Origin of the sequence: Tardiphaga alba (assembly GCF_018279705.1) — a bacterium.
GTDB classification, from domain to species: domain Bacteria; phylum Pseudomonadota; class Alphaproteobacteria; order Rhizobiales; family Xanthobacteraceae; genus Tardiphaga; species Tardiphaga alba.
Map to the genome: position 1 here is coordinate 5707001 of NZ_CP036498.1, position 19299 is coordinate 5726299.

The 19299-nt window shown below is 61.6% G+C and carries 22 protein-coding genes and 2 pseudogenes; 15 read left to right on the forward strand and 9 right to left on the reverse strand.

All coding sequences use genetic code 11. The annotated features are described in order from the left end of the window. Positions 1-29: 29 nt before the first annotated feature. Together RPMA_RS27160 and RPMA_RS27165 are read right to left on the reverse strand one after the other, a co-directional pair. Positions 30-1456 (reverse strand): annotated as a pseudogene (locus tag RPMA_RS27160) (homospermidine synthase). Positions 1457-1524: 68 nt separating this feature from the next. After that, positions 1525-1959 (reverse strand): GreA/GreB family elongation factor, encoded by a 435-nt coding sequence (locus tag RPMA_RS27165; protein WP_249225463.1) that lies wholly within the window; start codon positions 1957-1959, stop codon positions 1525-1527. Positions 1960-2587: 628 nt separating this feature from the next. On the opposite strand from RPMA_RS27165, the gene rnk (RPMA_RS27170) reads away from it, so the two are divergent. The 5 genes from rnk (RPMA_RS27170) (at position 2588) to rnk (RPMA_RS27190) (ending at position 5820) form a co-directional block, all read left to right on the forward strand. Then, a complete protein-coding gene (gene rnk, locus RPMA_RS27170) occupies positions 2588-3019 on the forward strand; it encodes a nucleoside diphosphate kinase regulator (RefSeq protein ID WP_211910789.1) in 432 nt (143 codons plus the stop codon). Positions 3020-3491: 472 nt separating this feature from the next. Continuing rightward, positions 3492-4172 carry a YoaK family protein gene (locus RPMA_RS27175; protein ID WP_211910790.1) on the forward strand — a complete coding sequence of 227 codons (681 nt, stop codon included), beginning with the start codon at positions 3492-3494 and terminating at the stop codon, positions 4170-4172. A 165-nt stretch (positions 4173-4337) separates the two neighbouring features. Then, positions 4338-4601: a PepSY domain-containing protein gene (locus RPMA_RS27180; protein ID WP_211910791.1), complete on the forward strand. Its 264-nt coding sequence runs from the start codon at positions 4338-4340 to the stop codon at positions 4599-4601. Positions 4602-4922: 321 nt separating this feature from the next. After that, complete coding sequence (locus RPMA_RS27185; protein WP_211910792.1) at positions 4923-5396, forward strand: GreA/GreB family elongation factor; 474 nt, start codon at positions 4923-4925, stop codon at positions 5394-5396. A 13-nt stretch (positions 5397-5409) separates the two neighbouring features. Continuing rightward, a complete protein-coding gene (gene rnk, locus RPMA_RS27190; protein WP_211910793.1) occupies positions 5410-5820 on the forward strand; it encodes a nucleoside diphosphate kinase regulator in 411 nt (136 codons plus the stop codon). 435 nt (positions 5821-6255) lie between these two features. On the opposite strand, the gene RPMA_RS27195 is transcribed toward rnk (RPMA_RS27190), so the two are convergent. Continuing rightward, positions 6256-7524 (reverse strand): cation:proton antiporter, encoded by a 1269-nt coding sequence (locus tag RPMA_RS27195; RefSeq protein ID WP_211910794.1) that lies wholly within the window; start codon positions 7522-7524, stop codon positions 6256-6258. A 111-nt stretch (positions 7525-7635) separates the two neighbouring features. Here RPMA_RS27195 and RPMA_RS27200 point away from each other — a divergent pair, with 111 nt between their 5' ends. The 4 genes from RPMA_RS27200 (at position 7636) to RPMA_RS27215 (ending at position 9469) form a co-directional block, all read left to right on the forward strand. Then, positions 7636-7824: a hypothetical protein gene (locus tag RPMA_RS27200; protein ID WP_211910795.1), complete on the forward strand. Its 189-nt coding sequence runs from the start codon at positions 7636-7638 to the stop codon at positions 7822-7824. Beyond that, positions 7825-8508, forward strand: coding sequence for a cysteine hydrolase family protein (locus RPMA_RS27205; RefSeq protein WP_211910796.1), 684 nt, complete (start codon positions 7825-7827; stop codon positions 8506-8508). It abuts the gene before it with no gap. After that, a complete protein-coding gene (locus tag RPMA_RS27210) occupies positions 8501-8989 on the forward strand; it encodes a YciE/YciF ferroxidase family protein (RefSeq protein ID WP_211910797.1) in 489 nt (162 codons plus the stop codon). Before RPMA_RS27205 ends, RPMA_RS27210 begins: the two co-directional genes overlap by 8 nt. A 66-nt stretch (positions 8990-9055) precedes the next feature. Next, a complete protein-coding gene (locus RPMA_RS27215; RefSeq protein ID WP_211910798.1) occupies positions 9056-9469 on the forward strand; it encodes a DUF3597 domain-containing protein in 414 nt (137 codons plus the stop codon). 169 nt (positions 9470-9638) lie between these two features. On the opposite strand, the gene RPMA_RS27220 is transcribed toward RPMA_RS27215, so the two are convergent. The 3 genes from RPMA_RS27220 to RPMA_RS27230 form a co-directional block, all read right to left on the reverse strand. After that, positions 9639-12011 carry a PAS domain S-box protein gene (locus tag RPMA_RS27220; protein WP_211910799.1) on the reverse strand — a complete coding sequence of 791 codons (2373 nt, stop codon included), beginning with the start codon at positions 12009-12011 and terminating at the stop codon, positions 9639-9641. A 13-nt stretch (positions 12012-12024) separates the two neighbouring features. Continuing rightward, positions 12025-12282 (reverse strand): ribbon-helix-helix domain-containing protein, encoded by a 258-nt coding sequence (locus RPMA_RS27225; protein ID WP_211910800.1) that lies wholly within the window; start codon positions 12280-12282, stop codon positions 12025-12027. A gap of 68 nt (positions 12283-12350) precedes the next feature. Beyond that, on the reverse strand, positions 12351-12566 hold the full coding sequence (locus RPMA_RS27230; protein ID WP_211910801.1) for a hypothetical protein: 216 nt from the start codon (positions 12564-12566) through the stop codon (positions 12351-12353). A 135-nt stretch (positions 12567-12701) separates the two neighbouring features. Here RPMA_RS27230 and RPMA_RS27235 point away from each other — a divergent pair, with 135 nt between their 5' ends. Together RPMA_RS27235 and RPMA_RS27240 are read left to right on the forward strand one after the other, a co-directional pair. Further along, the gene (locus RPMA_RS27235) at positions 12702-13157 is read left to right on the forward strand and encodes a low affinity iron permease family protein (RefSeq protein WP_211913852.1); all 456 of its coding nucleotides are present in this window, start codon (positions 12702-12704) and stop codon (positions 13155-13157) included. 302 nt (positions 13158-13459) lie between these two features. Next, positions 13460-14563: pseudogene (locus RPMA_RS27240) on the forward strand (carbohydrate porin). Between the two features lie 131 nt (positions 14564-14694). Here the strand turns inward: RPMA_RS27240 and RPMA_RS27245 are convergent. Then, positions 14695-15003, reverse strand: coding sequence for a SemiSWEET family sugar transporter (locus RPMA_RS27245; protein ID WP_211910802.1), 309 nt, complete (start codon positions 15001-15003; stop codon positions 14695-14697). A gap of 6 nt (positions 15004-15009) precedes the next feature. Then, positions 15010-15627, reverse strand: coding sequence for a cupin (locus RPMA_RS27250; protein WP_211910803.1), 618 nt, complete (start codon positions 15625-15627; stop codon positions 15010-15012). A gap of 39 nt (positions 15628-15666) precedes the next feature. On the opposite strand from RPMA_RS27250, the gene RPMA_RS27255 reads away from it, so the two are divergent. From RPMA_RS27255 to RPMA_RS28670, 4 genes are all read left to right on the forward strand, one after another. Further along, a complete protein-coding gene (locus tag RPMA_RS27255; protein WP_211910804.1) occupies positions 15667-16179 on the forward strand; it encodes a hypothetical protein in 513 nt (170 codons plus the stop codon). Between the two features lie 487 nt (positions 16180-16666). After that, positions 16667-16879 carry a hypothetical protein gene (locus RPMA_RS27260; protein WP_211910805.1) on the forward strand — a complete coding sequence of 71 codons (213 nt, stop codon included), beginning with the start codon at positions 16667-16669 and terminating at the stop codon, positions 16877-16879. Between the two features lie 162 nt (positions 16880-17041). Further along, positions 17042-17392: a hypothetical protein gene (locus RPMA_RS27265; protein WP_211910806.1), complete on the forward strand. Its 351-nt coding sequence runs from the start codon at positions 17042-17044 to the stop codon at positions 17390-17392. After that, entirely contained in the window at positions 17389-18072 is a 684-nt protein-coding gene (locus RPMA_RS28670; RefSeq protein WP_211910807.1) for a hypothetical protein, read from the forward strand. Before RPMA_RS27265 ends, RPMA_RS28670 begins: the two co-directional genes overlap by 4 nt. A 44-nt stretch (positions 18073-18116) precedes the next feature. On the opposite strand, the gene RPMA_RS27275 is transcribed toward RPMA_RS28670, so the two are convergent. Then, positions 18117-19154, reverse strand: a complete 1038-nt coding sequence (locus RPMA_RS27275) for a zinc-dependent alcohol dehydrogenase family protein (RefSeq protein WP_211910808.1) — start codon at positions 19152-19154, stop codon at positions 18117-18119. Positions 19155-19299 lie beyond the last annotated feature (145 nt).

A 19299-nucleotide genomic window follows, 5' to 3' on the forward strand; every position in this document is an offset into this window, starting at 1 on the left:
GCGTAGCCGTCGGATCGATGCAGGCATCGTCATCTGACCAGCACGTTCCTGAACTGCCACGGGTCCGCGGTATCCACGTCGTCGTCGAAGATGCCGGGTCGGCCAGCCAGAGGGTGCCAATCGGTATAGTATCCCCGCAGCTTTCCCAGATACGGCTTCTGAATCTGCAGACAGCGGTCGAAATGCATCTCGTCCGCCTCGACGATGCCTGCGGTCGGATTCTCCAGCGCCCAAACCATGCCGGCGATCACCGCCGAAGTGACCTGAAGTCCTGTCGCGTTCTGGTAGGGCGCCAGTCTGCGCGCATCGTCGATCGAGAGTTGCGACCCATACCAATACGCATTGTTGGCGTGCCCGTAGACGAGCACGCCGAGTTCGTCGATACCGTCGACGATCTCGGTCTCGTCGAGAATGCGCGACGCTCCCTGCATCCGCCCCTCCGCGCCCAGCAGTTCTCCTACGGACAGCATGGCGTCGTCGGCGGGATGATAGGCGTAGTGGCATGTCGGTCGGTAGACGACCGCACCGTTCTCCCTCACGGTGAAATAGTCCGACAGCGAAATCGCCTCGTTGTGCGTGATGAGAAGACCGTGTTGAGCCCCCGGTGTCGGACACCAGGAGCGTACCTTCGTCGCGGCACCCGGGCGGAGGAGATAGATCGCCGAGCGGCAACCGGTCTCGTGCGTCCGGGCCTCCCGAGGCATCCATCTCTCGTGCGTGCCCCAGCCCAGTTCGGCGGGCTGAAGGCTCTCCGACACGAATCCCTCCACGGACCAGGTGTTGACGAAGACGTTCGCGGGTTTCGGCTTGTTGGAGCGTTGGGTGTCCCGTTCGGCTATCTGGATTCCCTTGACGCCGAGCCTGCGTGCCAGCCTTGCCCAATCCTCGCGGCTTTCGGGCGGTCGCAGGTCGAACGTCAGATCGTGTGCGAGATCGAGCATCGCCCGCTTCGCGAGCCATGATACCATGCCGGGATTGGCACCGCACGTCGATACGGCCGTCACTCCGCCGGGGCTTTCGCGTTTCGCGGCAAGCAGCGTCTCCCGCAGCGCATAGTTGGTGCGCTCCGCGGGCGTGCTCTTCGTGTCCGAGTAGAAGCCGGCCCAAGGCTCTACGACCGTATCGATGTAGAGGGCACCGATCCTTCTCGTCAGACGCATGAGATCCACGGAGCCGGTGTCGACGGAGAGGTTCACGCAGAAACCCTGACCGCCGCCTTCAGTCAGGAGAGGCGCAAGGATCTCTTCGTAGTTGTCCTTCGTGACGGCCTTCCTGATGAACCGCACGCCGTGCTTCTTCGCGAGTTCGTCGTCCGCTTGAGGGCCACGATCACGAATCTCGATTTGTCGTATTCGAAGTGGCGCTCGATGAGCGGCAACGCGCCCTTGCCTATCGAGCCGAAGCCGATCATCACGATCGGACCGGTGATGCGTCCGTGTATCTGTCGCTCGGTCATCTTGAGAAACTCCATTGAAATGCAGCGTAACCGGCGGCAACGTCGAGCCGCCCGGTCGCGGGATGCGGTCACGATCGGGAAAGCGGCGTGGCGGCCGTAACGACGATAGTCCGTCGCGCTCCGCGTTCGTCCGCGAATTGGACGGCCTGTCCCACGGACATTCCGAGCAGGCTCGCGCCTAGCGGAGACAGCACGGAGATCCTGCCCGCCGCTTCGTTCGCCGCCTCGGGAAAGACGAGTTCGACCGTCATCTCCTCGGTCGAACCGACGTCGCGGAATGAAACCCTGCAGTTCATCGTGACGAGACCGCGCAACACCCGCGGCTCCAGAAGTATCTCGGCTCGTCCGATCTCGTTCTTCAGGAATGCGGAAGCCCGCGGCTCGACACATGAGCCGTGCTCGGCGACGTTCCACAACAAGTCGATTTCCGACGCCTTGACCGCGATCGGGGGAAGCCTGGGATCCAGATGGCTGATCATCATTCCTCGCATGTTCGTCGTCATGCCCATCGACAGGCGTACGTCGTCTCCAATCGCAGCTTTCGCGACGCACGCGGAGACGACGCCCCGCGATAAACTGTGGGACGCGGCAAGACGGAAAGCCGACGCGCAAGCCGACCGGAGCGGTCGGCAGGCTTGGGAGGGCCGTTTATTTCTGGGAAGTCGTTCGCAACACACCCGTGACCGTCCGCGAGGACGGCGACGGGCTAACTCCGGTTTTGGAGACGTCCTGCTCGAAGCAACGAGCGATATTTGCGAAGATGCGACATGGTGCGAACGTAGCGCGGCGTGGAAGGAAGTCAACTCCACCCTCGCGACACTCCGTCGCGCATGTAATTCGCTCCACATCTCGGTCGGCGTCCCTCTCGACCTCAACGACGAGATTGACATCGCGAAAACTATGCCTAGCATCATGGAATGATGTCTATCGTGCCTAGCTTCGACCGGCTCTCCGGTCTCCCCGCGGCTGCGGACTAGCCGCCGTCAAAGGCGCCTCCTGCGAGGCCGCGCGGCGACACGACATCAATTCTCTGATCGTCACATATGGAAATCCAGATCTGCGCGCGATCCGTGCGAAGCCCGGTGGTACCGGACTTCCGCGGGAGCCAACGGAATTGAAGGGTGAACGGAAATGAACCAAGTCGATGATAACGGTCGGGGCAAGGCCTCTCCTTCCCGACGCCTGAAACCGAAGATCTCGATCACTGCGAGCGATCATGCTCGATTGAGATCGTTGGCAGAGGCCGCCACGACCCGAATGCCGGACGTCGCCGATTGGCTGGCGGATGAACTCGACAGGGCGCGGATCATCCGCGACGAACGCCCGACGTCCGGCGTGGTGCGCATGGGCGACGGCGTCGCGTTCCGCGACAACACGACCGGCCAGGTGCAGACCGTGTCGCTCGTCTACCCGGACGAAGCCGACATCACGCTCAAGAAGATATCCGTGCTGACCCCGATCGGAGTCGCGTTGATCGGCATGTCCGCAGGGGAGTCGATCAGTTGGCAGACGCGGACCGGTGAGGTGCGCGATCTGACCGTGACCGAGGTGCTTCCGAAGTAAGGCTCCGGAGTCACCGATGTCGCTGCGGCGACATCGGTGACGAGGCATCTTCCGGAGACCCGGATCTCCGCCTCGCTATCCGAGAAGAAAGACGGCAACCGCTCCGATCGTCGCGACGCCGATGACGGCGAGAGTCCAAGCGATCAAGACCGCTCCGATTGCTCCGTGCCTTCTTTCCACTTCGGTTCACCTCTCCTTCGTCGCGGCCCATGACGCAAAAAAGCAGGCGGCCGCATACCTCGGAAGGTAGCACCCATCCGTCGAGGGGTCCAACCTTCGGCGGCGTCGCGCGAGCGTCCGCGTCGCAGGGCCTTACGCCGCGGAGACGGATAGCGAACCGACCGGGCGGGTAGAAGACATGCCGGGACGTCAGAGTCGGCGACAGCAGGGCTCTTCTCCGCCGATCCCTCAGCATCGCATTCGAAAGGTAACGACAATGAACCGGAGCTTTGTCGCGTGCTCGGGATTGCTCATGACCTGCTTCGCCGGGTTCGTGAACGCGGTCAGCTTCAAGGAGTTGGGCGGCTTTTTCATCTCCTTCGCGAGCGGCGCCAGCATCTCGATAGGCGTGGACCTCGAGCATGGCGACCTCGAAGCATGCTATCGGGCCGCCATTCTCGTCTCCGCGTTCGTGGCGGCCGCCATGATCGGCGGCATGACGAAGATCCGTCGCCCATATCTCCGATGCGTCGTCCTGCTCGCGGCGGAAGCCGCGTTGCTATCGATCGCGCTCTTATTCGTGCGGAAGGGCGTGACGCCCGATGTCGCGGTGATACCTGCGATCGCCGCGATGGGCATGCAGAACACGATATTGAAGTCCGGAACCGGCATGCGTCCGGGAGGCACATTCGTCACCGGAACGCTCGTCGGCCTGGGAGAGTCGCTCGGCGGCGCTCTTTCGGGCGGTCGGTCCAAATGGTCTTGGATCCTCAACCTCTGCGTATGGACGAGTTTCGTTTCCGGAGCGGTGGCCGGTGGGCGAGCTCACCGGACATATGGTCTCTTCGCACTCGCCGCTCCGGCCGCCGGAATCGCATTCCTATGCTTGGTCGCGGCGACGCTGACGATTTTCTCCCGACAGCAAGACGAAGAAACGACTACCTCTATTCAAGGCTCGGACAAGGACGAGACCGGCGCCGCAGCTTGCGACTGATGTCGGGAGCGCGCGCATGTCGCCTCCCGAGACGGCGGATCGTCATGGCTCGGCTCCTTCCGTGTCCGGCCAAACGCCAGTTGGTACCTGAGTGGATTCTCGCGAAGCAGCGGAACAACCGCCCTCCGCTCAGGTTTCTTTCGATAGCCTTCACGGGAGCGTAGAATGAAGTGCCATCTCGGCGTTTTGACAGCAATCGGCTTCTGCGCGATCGCATCGACACTCGCAATCGCGGATCAGCCTGGTGCCGACTGGATCACCAAGGACCAAGCGATCCAGAAATTGAAGTCGATGAGTTACACGGATGTCCGCAAGCTCGACGCCGATGACGGCCATTGGGAAGGCGATGCCGTCAAGGACGACAAGACCTATGAGATCCACATGGATCCCAAGACGGGCGCGTTGACGAAGAACGAACTGAAGCGCTGAAGGTAGTGCGGGGTTTGACCCCTCTTCAGGACTCAATTCGCACAGCCAAGCATTCGCAGATGCTTTTTGATAACTCCCGAAAATGCGTCATCATGACGCTACTCGTTGACTTCAGATTCTTCGGCGCTAGTTTGAAGGCATCATGTCGAACGTATGCAGAAATCGTTCACTGCTTCACGCAGGACGACTCCAAAACCGGAGTTAGCCCGCTCCGCTGCTCAATGCGCGGTGACGGGACGGCTGCACGTTAATCCTCCGATATTTCCGACGGCATACTTGATCGACGAGCCCGATCCCGGCTGCTGTCCTATGGAGCACGTCATGATCGCTTTATCGCTTCCTCCGATCGCCATACCATCTATCGATATCCTGCGGCTTAAGCGCGTCACCGATCATGCCGTATACGGATTTCACCCCGTAGGTAACTTTCTGCGTTCGGAAATCGACCGGGCTTCAATCCATCCACCGTCCACGATGCCTGATTGCGTCCGTTTGGACGAGTGGGTCGATTTCCGTCCTGATGACGGCGAGCCCATGCGTAGCGCGATACTCGTTATGCCCGAGAAATTTTGGAGCTATCGACGACACGTCTCGATTCTTTCGCCAGTGGGCGCGGCCCTGCTCGGGCTTCAAGCTGGTGACAGGATGCCGTACGTAGACGGTGCCGGAAAATCCTGCACGCTGAGCGTCATCCGCGTGCAGACCCCTGATGTGAAGCCGTTTGCCGCAGAAAAGTCGAAGGAGTGGCATACGTCGTGGAACGATGGACCTCCCGATGGTCCTGAAGCGGCATAATGGAGGCGAGACGATGAGCTATCAGCAACCGGCCTTGCCGCCAATCTGCCTGAAGACGTCCGAGATCGGTCGCCTTCGGCACATCGCAGAGGCCGCTTCGGACGTCGAACAGCATACGGCGGCATTTTTGAAACGAGAAATCGAACGGGCGGAGATTTTGACCGCGACGCGGGTGTTGGTGGGTCTCGTTACGATGAATTCCGACGTGACTTTCCGTGATGATATCGGTCGTCAGGAAAGAAACGTGGAGTTGACCTACCCGGAAGAGGCCGACGTCGAGGCAAACAAGATATCAATCCTGACACCGATCGGTGCGGCGTTGATCGGCCTCTCCGTCGGGCAGACCATCGAATTCCAGAACCCGAGTGGCGGGTGGCGATCGCTGACCGTTTTGAAAGCGTATCCGAAACTATCTATGTCGTAACCTAACAAATCACACCCCTGGCAAACGTCCAAAGCGTCGCCGCTTGTGGCGTCGCGATAGGATGCTGTTGGATCCACGAAGGGCGTGATCTGCCCTCGGCGAAGCGGTCCTCCATGAAGTTCGGTCCGACCATGGAGGACGCCGTCCCAACGTCGGGACGTAGGGTCCTTTAAGAATAAGATTCGCGAGTTCGCCGAGTTTTGGGCCCAGAACAGCATCCAACCCGCAGAGCACTTCGGGCTTCCCGGGGCGTCGCAGGACGTGGCGAGCTTGTCGCCCGCTGCGTCGATATGGCATCGGCCGAAGGCTTTTCACGCGCCGAACTGGAAGCCGAGGTCGGCGATCTTCACGATTACACCGGAGAGAGGCTTCGGGCCGCAAATCGGCCGTCTGACGGGTCTTCCCGACGACCGGTGGCCAAATAAGCGGGGGCTTCTAGTTGCTCTCAGATGCGAGCGCTTTCTCCTCTCGGGCCGTCTGGCCTCGCCTCCGTCGCCGGTCGATCAGCATCATCACCGGCGTCACCGTGACCCCGTGCAGAACGATCGACGTCAGGACGATTGCGGCCGAAATGCTCCACATCGTCTCGGCACCGTCGAACGAGGCTTTCTGGAAGGCGAAGGCCAAATAATAGATGGTCCCGATGCCGCGGATCCCAAAGAAGCTGATGGCGGCCCGCTCGGTCGGAGGGCACGTAGTCCCCGACAACGAGATCCACGCCAGCAAGGGGCGTATCGCGAAGATGGCCAGGCCCGCATAGACCGCGCCGCTGACGCTCAGCGAGTTCAGCAGACCACCTGCCGAGATCGCCCCGCCAAAAAGGACGAGCAGCGTCATCATCAGAAGGCGTTCAAGCTGCTCGGCGAAGTCGTGTAGGGTCTGGTGGTATTCATGGTCGCGCTCAGCGGCCCGGAGCGCCAGTCCCGCGACGAAGACGGATACGAAACCGTAGCCTTGAGCGGCTTCCGACACGCCGAAAACGACGACAGTGATCCCCAACGCTACAAAGCCATCGCCCGTCCGCGACAGCTTGGCACGATTGGGAATGCGGAAGACCAACCATCCCAGGCCGTAACCCAGCGCTGCCCCTATGGCGATGCCGGCAGCAAGGCGCCAGACGATATCGACGGCGAACCAATGTGCGACCCAGGAGCCCAGCGATCCGCTTGACTGACTCATGGCGATCGCCGCCATCACGAACGGGAACGCCAAGCCGTCGTTCAGGCCCGCCTCGGAGGTGAGCGCGAAGCGGGTGTCGTCTTCCTCTCCCGACTTGGGCGGTCCCACCTGCACGTCGCTGGCAAGGACCGGGTCCGTCGGTGCCAGAGCGGCGGCCAGCAGGAGTGCGGATGCACCAGACAGCCCGAGCAACGCGTAGCCGGAAGCCCACAACGCGGCGATCGTAAGGGGCATCGCGATCGCAAGCAGCCGCCACGTCGTGATCCATCTCCGCCACCCGAGCTTGCGGTCGATCTTCAAGGCGGCTCCCATGAGCGAAATGATGACCACGAACTCGGTCATCTTCTCGACCAGAGGAAGTTCGGCGGGAAGGTGCGGCACCGGGATTTCCGGAAAGGACCAGAACGCTGCTGCGCCGATGGCGATGCAGACGATGGGCAGCGAAAGCGGCGCTTCCTTCAGCACCACGGGAAGCCAGGCCGTGAGCAGTATCAAAGCCCCGAAGGCGACGAGCAAGAGCATCATGATTTCCGAACTGCGACGCCGTCAGTGTAGGTGTGAAGTACGGGAAAGCGAAGCTCCGCAGCTGCCGGAACGAAGCTCAAATTTGTCCATTTCCGGCGAAAGGAGATGATCATGGACGAGACCAAGGCAGCGATGACGCTCGGGCAAGCAGCCATCGAACTGTGGCCCACCTTGCCTCGGGACTTCCAGGAGCAGTTGTTTGAGCGGGTGATGGCCGCTTCGCCCGATCTCCGCACGGAGCTCGCGACGTTCCTGCACGACCGGCATCCTCGGACGGCACATCATTCCGGAGCCTCCTGAATGGCTGCCAAAGTGTCACGGGACCCCATCCGGAATGCCGTTCATCTGTGCGTGGACATGCAGCGGATCTTCGCCCGCGGCGGAATGTGGGAGACGCCTTGGATGGCGAGGGTCTTGCCGGGCATCGTGGCGACCGCAGAACTGAACCCGCCCCGGAACGTGTTCACCCGTTTCATAACGCCCCGATCCGCGGACGAACGCCCCGGCCGTTGGCGGCAGTATTTCAAGCGATGGGAGCGAGCTACCCGCGACCGCCTTCCGCCGGATCAATTGGATCTCATCGGGGCCTTGGCCCGCATGGTGCCGCCGGGACATGTCGTGGACAAGCCGGGCTATTCGGCGTTTGCAGGCACCGACCTCGCCGCCCGCCTTCACGGAAGAGCGGTCGACACGGTCATCGTGACCGGCGCTGAGACCGACGTCTGCGTGTTGTCGACGGTGCTGAGCGCCGTGGAGCTCGGCTTCCGGACCGTCGTCGTAGAGGACGCCCTTTGCAGTTCGTCGGACGAAGGGCACGATGCTCTCATGACGATCTATCGGACCCGCTACACAGAGCAGATCGATCTCGTCCCACTGGCTGACCTCCCGGATTTATGGCGCGATCCGCACTACCGAATCCTTGGAACCTGGACGGGAACACCGCGTTTCAGCGGCGTCAGAAGCATGGGAGGCCGCGATGGCTGACAAAGACCTCAACGATCTATTCCTCGACACCCTCAAGGACATCTACTACGCCGAAAAGCAGATCTACAAAGCCCTGCCGAAGATGGCCAAAGCCGCCGCTTCCGACGAGCTACGCGCGGCTTTCGAAAAGCATCAGGCCGAGACGGAGGTGCAGATCGAACGCCTCGAACAGATATTCGAAAGCCTCGGAAAGGCTGCGCGCGGGAAGAAGTGCGACGCCATCGAGGGCATCCTCGATGAAGGCAAGGAGATCATGGACGAGTACGCCGACACATCGGCTCTCGACCCGGGCCTGCTCGCAGCCGCGCAGGCCGTCGAGCACTACGAGATCTCCCGCTACGGCACCCTTCGGACCTGGGCGCAGACCCTTGGACTGAAGGATGCCGTCAAGCTGCTGGACCAGACCCTCGCGGAAGAAAAGAAGACCGACGATGCGCTCTCGAAGCTGGCATTGTCGGCGGTGAACGCAGAAGCGGCATGACGCATAAACGTTGAAGGACGCCGCGGCTCGGCCGCGGCGTCCTTTTTCATATCATTGGAGAGCAAAATGAGCATTTTCGGAAAGATCATGGGCGCCATCTTCGGTCACGCGGAAGCGGCGCCGGCCGGCGGAGCGGCACCTGCCGCGCAGGACAAGGCGTCGTCTCAGGCATCGTCGCCCTCTGCCACCGCGCCTTCGACAGCACCAACCGGCAGCGCCTCGAACGTCGATGTCGCTCCGATCCTCGACAAGGCCGTCGCGGCGAAGGGTGAGAAGCTGGAGTGGAAGACGTCGATCGTCGATCTCATGAAGGCCCTCGACATCGATTCGAGCCTGTCGGCACGCAAGGAGCTCGCCAAGGAGCTCGGCTATTCGGGTGACACGAACGACTCGGCTACGATGAACATCTGGCTGCACAAGCAGGTGATGGCCAAGTTGGCCGCGAATGGCGGAAAGCTTCCGGACGACATCAAGACCTGAGAACTCGGCCTTACCACCAATCGAGCCTCTCGCCCATCGGCGGCGAGGGGCGTCGTTTTCGGATCCGACGCGCGGCGTCTGCATCCGTACTAAGCGACTACGCCATGCGGAAGCGTCTCGAAGTCATCAACGGAGAGCTCGCCACGCGGACGTTGACGGAGCCGCTCACCTATCTGCGCGATCGATCTCCGATCGCCTTCCGCAGCGTTCTCGACAGCGCTTCCACCGAATACGGCTTCTGAATGAGCTCAAATCCGCGATGCGCGTTTTCAGCGAGAACGCTGCTGTAGCCGGACGTGAGCACGACGGGCAGTCCGGGATATCTTTCGCGGATGACGTTCCCCAATTCGACACCGTTCATCCCCGGCATGATGACATCCGAGAAGACCAGGTCGAAGGCGAACTCGTTTTCGGACAGCGCCGCGAGGGCCTGGTCGGCAGACCGCACCCATTCGGTCCAGTGACCGAGATCCTCCAGGAGCTCGGTGGAGAACCGGCCGACATCCGGGTTGTCCTCGACCACTAGGATCCGGTGTCCTTGCCCGCTGGTGAGATCCGTATGCGGCGCCGGGGCGGGATCGGCTGCGGCCGTGGAACGACTGCGAGGCAGATAGATCGTGAAGACAGACCCTTCTCCGACGATGCTGGTCACCACGATGTCGCCGCCCGACTGCTTCGCGAAGCCGAAGGCTTGGCTCAGGCCCAGCCCCGTGCCGCGCCCGACCTCTTTCGTCGTGAAGAACGGTTCGAATATCGTCTGAATGTGCTCGGGCGGAATGCCTGTGCCGCTATCCGCCACCGAGACTGCGACGTAATCGCCAGGCCGGGCGGAATGGGATCGGACTGCCGGGATCTCCACAGCGGGCTCGGCGGAGATGACGAGCCGTCCCTCGCCGTTCATCGCGTCGCGGGCGTTGACGGCCAAGTTGACCAACGTCGTCTCGAACTGCCCGATATCCGCGACGGCGAGCATCCCTTTGTCCGGAGCGTTCACTTCGATCTGGACCCGGCCACCGACGAGCGGACGGATCAGGCTCGCCACGCTGTCGATTTGCACGCCGACGTCGAAGGCGACGGGCGCCAAAGGCTGTCGGCGAGCGAATGCGAGCAGTTGACCGGTCAGCCTAGATGCCCGGTCTGCCGTGTCCGAGATGGCATCGACGTATCTTCGCCGGCGCTCTTCCGGAAGGTCGCGACGACGGAGAAAATCCGTCGCCGACCGGATGATCGTGAGAAGATTGTTGAAGTCGTGGGCGACTCCGCCGGTCAACTGTCCGACCGCTTCCATCTTCTGCGCCTGGCGAAGCGCTTCCTCGTTGGTCCGCCGCTCGGTCGTATCCACGGCTTCCGCCAGGACGGCCGTTATTTCGCCGGTCTCGTCCGTCACGGGGCGCAAGGCGAGCTCGAAAAGCCGGCGGCCTGCAGGGAGGCTCAATTCGAGGTCCATTCTCGAAGTCGCACCATTGGACGCCTGGCGGAACGCCTCCTCGACCGCTTTCGCTACCGCCGGCGCCTCGTCGAACCAAGCCGCTTCCCAAAAACGTTTACCGAGCACATCCTCCGGGCCGACCGCTGCAGCAGACAGGGCAGTGGCGTTGGCGTAGACGACCTGTCCCTCGAGATCGAGAAGGTCCTGATGCTGGTTCGTGGTCTCGAGAATCGCACGAAGCTGGGATTCTCTGCTGCGGAGCTGGGCGGTCCGCTGCGCGACAAGAAGCTCGAGATCATCGTTCACCGATCGCAGATTGATCTCCGCTTGCTTTGCGACGGTGATGTCATGCGCGACGCCGATGAAGCCGATGTGCCGGCCGGCTGGGTCCCAGCGCGGCTGCGATTCCGAGCGGATCCAGCGGATTTCGCCATCGGCTCGGCGGTAGCGCGCCTCCAGCACGAAGGGTTTCAGGGACGCCTCCCCGGCAATGCTTTCCTTCACCACGCGCTGAGCGTCATCGGGATGGAGGATGGTCCGCCAGTCGAATGCCAGTGCCTGTTCGTAGGGGACACCGACGAAGTCCACGTAGGCCTTGTTGGCGAAGCTCCGGGTTCGATCCATCCGGGTGACCCACATCGGGACCGGTGCGCTGTCGGCGATGAGCCGAAACCGCTCCTCGCTTTCCCGGAGCATTTCGCGGGCCTGAGCCCGATCCGTGACGTCGATGTGGGCGCCGACCATCCGGACGGGGCGCCCGTTTCGATCGCGCTCGATGCGGCCCTCAGCCGCTATCCAGCGTACCTCGCCGTCGTTGGGGCGGATGATGCGGTACTCGGAGGAATAGCGCTCGGCTTTGCCTTCGAGCATATCCAGAAATTGGCGCTCGGCTCGTTCCCGATCGTCGGGATGAAGCCGCCTGACCCAGTCTTGGTGCGTCTCGTTGACCGCCTCGGGCGGCAGTCCGTGGATCGCGAGATATTCAGGCGAGCGCTTGTTCTCGAACCCGTTGGTGAGGTGGACGAGGACGCCGCCGACCTTCGCGATGCGCTGCACCTCGGCGAGCTCATTCTCCCGATCTCTCAGCGAGCCGGCGGCCCGTTCGTCTGTCACGCGACACCTTTTTCTAATCCGGAAGATCGGCGACGCCGGGCGGCGATCGCCTCCGAACGTAGTGATCTAGCACGAAAAGGCGGATGGCAGACGAAAGGTTGGACTTCGAAACGGCGGTTCGTCTTTTATCGATCCTGGTCGCCAGCTCGAAGACGGTAACACCCTCGTACCGCGCGATTTCCTTCAACGCGGACCAGAATTCATCCTCCAGACTGACGCTGGTCTTGTGCCCCGCGATGTCCAACGACCGCTTGCGGATGGTGGATTTCATGCGCGCCTCATGCTCTCGAGAAGATTGGCATCAGGCCGGACGGCAATCAATCCGGGAAATCTCGCCCGTCACCTGCGCTTTTCCTCCAGCACTCCGGCGGCGCGCAGATCCGCCCTTACTTTCCGGACGCCCGCGAGCGGCTTGCCGAGTTCGCGCGCCTTTTTCTGAACAGCCGACGAAGGTCTGCGAAGCGCCGCGCTGGCACGCAACAGCGTGGCTCCCTCGTCCGCCAACTTTTCGAGCTTCTCAATGTCCTCGCTGGTCCAGGGCCTGGTGATGGGCATTGTCTCTCCGCAAAACTTTGACGGTACACTGAAAATTGCTGATGTGTTCGTCCGATAGACGACGCCCATGAAATGAAAATTACCTTTCCGGAAATGGCCGCATGTGGTCGAATGTCGCACCTGGAAAGGACCGTAATGCAAACGAAAAAGGCCGATCGGCCACACGGCTTTGCCCGATTGTTCGGCGACGTCGCCAACAAGACGTCCACGCTGGCGGGGCGCGCCTCGACGTTCGCCATCGCGTTCGCGGTCGTCGTGATCTGGGCCGTGACGGGACCGCTCTTCGAATACTCCGACACTTGGCAACTCGTCATCAACACAGGCACGACCATCGTGACCTTCCTGATGGTGTTCCTCATCCAGAATTCTCAGAACCGGGACAGCGCTGCCATCCAAGTCAAACTCGATGAGCTCATCCGAACGAGTGCTGCGCACAATTCGTTCGTCGGCATCGAACACCTGACCGACGAGGAACTCGAGGACATCAGAACCAGATGCGAAGCGCGAGCCGCCGCCGAAAAGGTCGGCGAGAAGTCGGTTCGACGGGCTGGAAAGAAGGCCCGTGAGGCAGCCAACCAGGCCGTGGAATGAGGGCGAGGCGACGGTTCGTCATATCGGTCGGCTGGCTGGCCGTGGCGATCGCCGCACACCTAAGCGTCGCGACGGCTTGGGCCCAGGAGGACAAAAAGACTGACGACCACAAGCCCGCGGATCCGGACACGGGCCAGAGCACGATCGAAGAGACGACCCTTGGCATCCTCCCGAACCCGTTCATGGACCGCGGAGTGAAGTTCGCGGCGACGTATATCAGCGAAACGCTCGGAAACGTCAGTGGCGGATCGAGGCAGGGGGCGGTGTACGAAGGACGTCTGAACTTGGCCGTCGACATAGACATGGAGAAGCTCATCGATGCGAGGCAACTGACCTTCCATGCAAATATTTTTCAGATTCATGGCGACGGATTGTCCCGAAGCTACCTCCAGAATTTCATGGTGGTAAGCGGCATCGAGGCCCTTCCGACGACCCGCCTCTACGAAGCCTGGTTCGAGCAGAAATGGGATTCGCTCGGTTCCCTGAAGATCGGGCAACTCGCCGCCGACCCGGAATTTTTCAACACGAAGTACACGGAGGTCTTCACCAACGCTTCGCTCGGCTGGCCGGCCGTAGTGTCAATCGTTCTGCCGAGCGGAGGACCGTCTCCGCCCCTGGCGGCGCTGGGAGCACGGCTATCCCTGAACCTTGGCGAGGATTGGTCGCTGCAAACCGCCGTATTCGACGGCGACGCGGCGGGCCCGGGCGCAGGCGACGCCCAGCAACGCAATCGCTACGGCTTGAATTTCCGGATCAACGACCCGCCGCTTGTGCTTGGGCAGTTGCAATATGCGTGGAACAACAAAAAAGGCGACGAGCATCTCGCGGGTACTTTCAAGATCGGGGGTTGGCATCACTCAGGCGCGTTCGCGGACCTTCGATACGGCGACGACGGTCGGTCGATGGCCGACCCGTCGTCTTCCGCATCGCCGGCGACCTTGACCGGAAACTACGGCTTTTGGGGCGTCTTCGAGCAGCAGCTTTACCGGGTGGCGGGAGACGATGATCGCGGCATCGGCGTTTTCGCTCGAGCAGCCTACAGCCCGCCCGACCGGAGCCTCCTAGATATCTACGCCGATTGCGGGATCGAATGGATCGGCCCGACCGACGCTCGGCCGAACGACAAGGTCGGGATGGCGATCGCCTACGCCCATGTCTCGCCTAGAGCCCAGGCGCTGGATGCGGACTTCCGACGCATCCATTCGCCGACTTGGCCACGCAGGACGTCGGAGACGATGATCACCGCCGCTTATCAATAAGAGATCAAGCCGGGTCTAAGCCTCCAACCCAACCTCCAGTACGTCGTTCGCCCAGGAGGCGGCGCAACGGACCCGTTGAGCGCCGACGCAGGTCGCAGACTCAGAGATGCTGCCGTCGTCGGCCTGAGAGCCGTCGTCAAGTTCTGACCCTCGGGCCGACCATTTCGACGCATCCATCACCGGACCGCATTACCTGTTTTGGGAACGCGGAGGCATGGTGGCAGACGGGAGCGTCCAAAACTTCGTCGTGGCGCTTCTGCTTGATAGCGAGCGCGCGACTACAATTGGTCGGAGGCGTTTACCTGCTTGGCGGCCGCTTTGCTTGAGGAACGCAGGTCGCGAAGTTTGCAGAGCAGGACCGCCCCGCTGAGGCCGGCGCCGACCGTGTTGGCGACGACGATGACCCAGTCGGTCTTCAGGACTCCATATACGACCCACATCGCCAGACCGGACGTAAGCACTGCGAGCATTTTAAGAGACAGATCACTCGTCGATCCACGTGGCAGCGCCTTTCGGACCTGAGGAATGTAGGACAAGGAGGTACAGGCCGCTGCGATCAAACCGATCCATGACGTGATGCTGTCCATACCGCGTCAGCCTTCACGCGATCGCGACCGCCCCCACAGGCGGCTCAGCGGCCCCATTCTGCCGTAGACAGGGTCTTTGAGAGGCTTCCGGACTTTGCTGATACGCTTCTTCGCCTCGATGCGGTCGCGGGTATCGGTGACCTCGTCGTAGGTGCCCGTTTTCGGATAGGCACCAACCACTTTGAAATCGCGCGTAGATTCGATGAGACGGTGACCGGTGCCTGCGGGCAAAGCAATTACATCGCCGGCCTTCAAGTACAGCACGCGGCCCTTAACGCCGCCGCATTCGAGCTTGGCGGACCCTTTCGATACGCCTAGGACCTCATGGATCTGTGAATGGTAATGCACGAAGTTGTAGACCGTATCGCGCCAAGACCGGGTCCAGCCGTTGAGTTCGAAAAGCGCGTCGATGACCGCCGCCGCATCAAAGCCGTCACGGTCGACCGCGATCGCGCCTCGATACACGATCGACGGCAGGCGCGGATTGTTGGGCACGATTCCGTCGTCGGCAAAACGAACCGCTAAAGGCTTTCTGGGCCGTGTCAGTTTTTTCAACGCGGTGGCGTCCGGACGATCCTCGATGAACTTCCGCGCGACGTTTTTGATCTGGTCTTTCAGAGGCATCTGAACGGTCCGTTTCGGCCTCAACGGGAGTCACCAGGTTTGGTTCACGAACGCGGCGCGATGCTGCGGATCCGACCACCTTTCCAAACTGCCGATGAGGCAGCCCGTCGACTTGCCGACCTCTCCACGTCCAGACGTTCTCGCAGAATTGGCACGATCGAGGCGGCTCGAAGCGGACAGAGCATCAGGCTTGTTCAGGCACAGGTCGTGACGAACGATTGGACGGCACAACCAGGCAGTGAGGCAAGCTGGCAATCTCGCGATCTGATCTGCAGACCGCGCCTCCTCCCTGATGCATTCTGCGATTCTTGGAAGGTGTGGATGCCGAATAGCTGTCTTCTCAACGCGCCGATCTGTGCCGATTGCGATATCCGCATGAGCTTGGTGCGTGCGTCGTTGCCGCTTTCCGGCCCCGATCACTACTGGTTCGAATGTTCGCGATGTCAGATGCTGACTGATGAGATCGTGGTGCAGATTGTTGAGGATCAGGCCTCGACTTCGTCGTCGGCGATCGAATCTGGGTCGTCCTCCTGCAGCAGGCGCACCACTTGAGCGAGATCTGTCGGTCGATCAGAGGCGCCGATATCTCTTTGATCTGGCCGACCATCTCGGCAGGAATCCGCAACTGACTGACGAACCAACGAAACATGAGCACCTCGAACGGAGGAAGTGCAGTCGCCGGATTTGTTCCAAAAACTTTTTGCGAAAGATTTCTCGATTCTTGCCGCGTTTTGGTACCCACTGAATTCGTCACCGCGCGGGTGGCCGATATCGGTGATGAGAACGCCTCATCGCGCTTCCGCCCTCCTCCGGCATGGAAGGGAATGCGCGCATGACCTTCTTATGTTTTCAGCACATCGAAGCACGAAAGAGGTCCTTGTGGATCGAGCCACGCTGCTGCGCGCCGAAGCACGGCGGATGCCCCCGTGCGTCGAACGCGATCGACTGATGAAACAGGCCCGCCAGAACGAGGCTGAAGCTAACGCCCCAGCCTGGGCGACTCGCCAGACCTGCAACCCCCGACCTGAAGGAGTGGATCATGCCCCACGTGACAAGCCGTAGCTGGACGGATGCCGACATCGCGGACCTGAGCAAGTTCTCCGATGAAGGTGCAACTGTGAACCGTGCTGCTGCAGCCTTGAACCGCAAAGCCGAAGCGGTGAAGAAGGTCTGTCGCGTTCACGGCTTCACGTTGATCGGCACACGCCAGGCTAGGGCGGCCATCCGAAAGCTGGAAGCCGCTGCCGCATGATGCTCGAACTCGGGCGCGTTCTGTTCGCGCTGACGGCGACGCTGGCTCTGATCGCCCTGTCGTATTTCACCCTCAGATACCTCGCCCCGGTGCTCTAGCCGCGCGACGGAACGAATCACCGGGGTGTCTCTTGAATCCGCCGTTCAGTTGCGGAGTTGCGTCATGCGTTCGGGGTGGAGCCCATCCGCGGTGCCGGCCGGCGTCCACGATACTGTGTACCTCGTCGTCGATTGTCACGGTCCCGGCGGCTGTGTCTGGCGGGAAGCAGACATCAACGGCACCGATCTGGAGACCGTCATCACCGACCTGATGCGCGGGGAATATTCCGACCCTCTCTGCATCGTCGCCTTCAACACGACCGAGAACTGGTCGAGGGATGTGACCTCCGATATCGCCCGAGAGGTCCAGGAACGATGCGATCTCGCCTATGAAGACGTGCCGGCCTGGCTGGAGGATCTGGTCCATCGCCATGTACATCCGGAGCGCCAGTTGCCGCTGAGGCTGAAGCGATGACCGATCTCAGCCCCTCCATCGCGCCCCAGATCGACGCCGCCCGGCTTGGTCCGGATGCATTGCTCGATATCGTCGGACACCTAGGCGCCGCGCTGATCAAGTCGGACAAGATCACCGACTCAACCGTTGTCGATCACCCAATCCGCTCACCGGCTGGCGCTCGATCTACACTTCATCGGGCGGAAACCACCGATACCATTCCGTCGAAGCGTGAGGCACATATGCCCTACGCCAAGATCAAGGCGCCGGATGGCGGCCTCCGCGCGAAGTATCCGGGCTTCGTGAAGCCTGCGCTGGCGTCCTCTATCGGCCGTGTCCCTGCGGGCGACCGCTGGGTGCATGAGATCAAGTTCGAGCTATCGGGTGCAGGTCCACATCATCAACGAAGCCATCAAGGTCTGCACGCGGAATGGCCCCGACTGGACCGATCGCTTCAAGAAGATCGCGACCGACGCTTGGTGGGCAAAAAGCCGGGAATTGTGATGGCAGAGAACTACGCTGGCCGCTGCGTTAATGGGCCGAAGGCTGGCGAGCAACTAAGCGCGCCTAGCAACAGTGTGCCGGTCATAGCGCCTGGAAGCGACACTGAAGGACAGCTCGTTGGGTTCTATGAATATAAAGCTGGCGGTTGGGAATGGCGTCCCGAAACTACTCCCGACGAGAAAGAGCGGCTCCGTTGATGCGCGTTCCGACCTGTAGTGCCGAGGTGAATGCTTAAGCAACGTCAGCTATCGAAGGTCAGCACGATCTTGCCGAAATGGCTGCCGCGCGCCATTTCCTCGACGGCGAGCCGAGCATCGGTCCATGGGAGCACACGGTCGACCACCGGCCGGATGCGATGCAGGGTCAGCGCGCGACACATCGCCTCGAACATCTCCCGGGAACCAACCGACAAGCCCTGCACCTTCGCAGCGGTCGCGATCATCACCGAAGCGGAGAGTTTCGCCGGTGGGGCACTAGCATCGGTCAACACGCCTATCACCGCGATATGTCCCGCCATGCGGACGGACTTCAGGCTTTCGATCAACGTACCCGCTCCTCCGACTTCCATGATGAAGTCGGCACCGCGACCGCCGGTCAGTTTGCGAACCGGACGGTGCCAATCGGGAACGTCCTTGTAGTTCACCGTGTGGGTCGCTCCGAGTACCGTGGCCCGTGCGAGCTTCTCATCGGAGGACGATGTGATGATCGTCCTCAGCCCGGCCGCCTTCGCGAATTGCAGACCGAAGATCGAAACGCCGCCGGTCCCCTGCAGCACCACGGTGTCGCCGGGCTCAAGGCGCGCATCGACGAACATCGCCCGCCATGCTGTCAGTGCGGCACACGGAAGCGTCGCCAATTCCTCATCGGTCAGATAGTCGGGCACTTTCGAAACCGCCGTTTCCGGAAACAGAGCGAGTTCCCTCGCCGCTCCGGGTGCGCCGGGCGACCCCAGCGGTCCGTCGCGCTTGTCCGGCGTCGGCGGGCCGGCCTGCCAGTTAGGAAAGAACAAGGTCGAGACGCGGTCGCCCACGGCGACGCGGCGCACGCCTTCGCCAATCGCCGCGACGATGCCGCAACCGTCAGAAAATGGAATAATGGGCGGCGCATCGGCGGCGCCAGCCGAATAACCGCCTTTCGCGATGATGGCCGTATCACGGAAATTGAGGGAGATCGTGCGCATTTTCACAACGACCTCGCCTTTGCCGGGCGTGGGATCGGCTTGTTCGACCATCTTCAGGTTCTCGGTGCCCCAAGGATGGGAAAGCTCCAACGCTCGCATGTGAGTCCTCGCAACGTGCCTCGACCCTGCAGTCGTGACGCGGACCGGAGGTGACCGCAAGCCCAGATGCAGCATTCCTCTCAAGCGCAGGCCCGCCCGTGGAACATGGACCGAGTTCGGACATTTTCGGGTTGCAGCGCTTCCG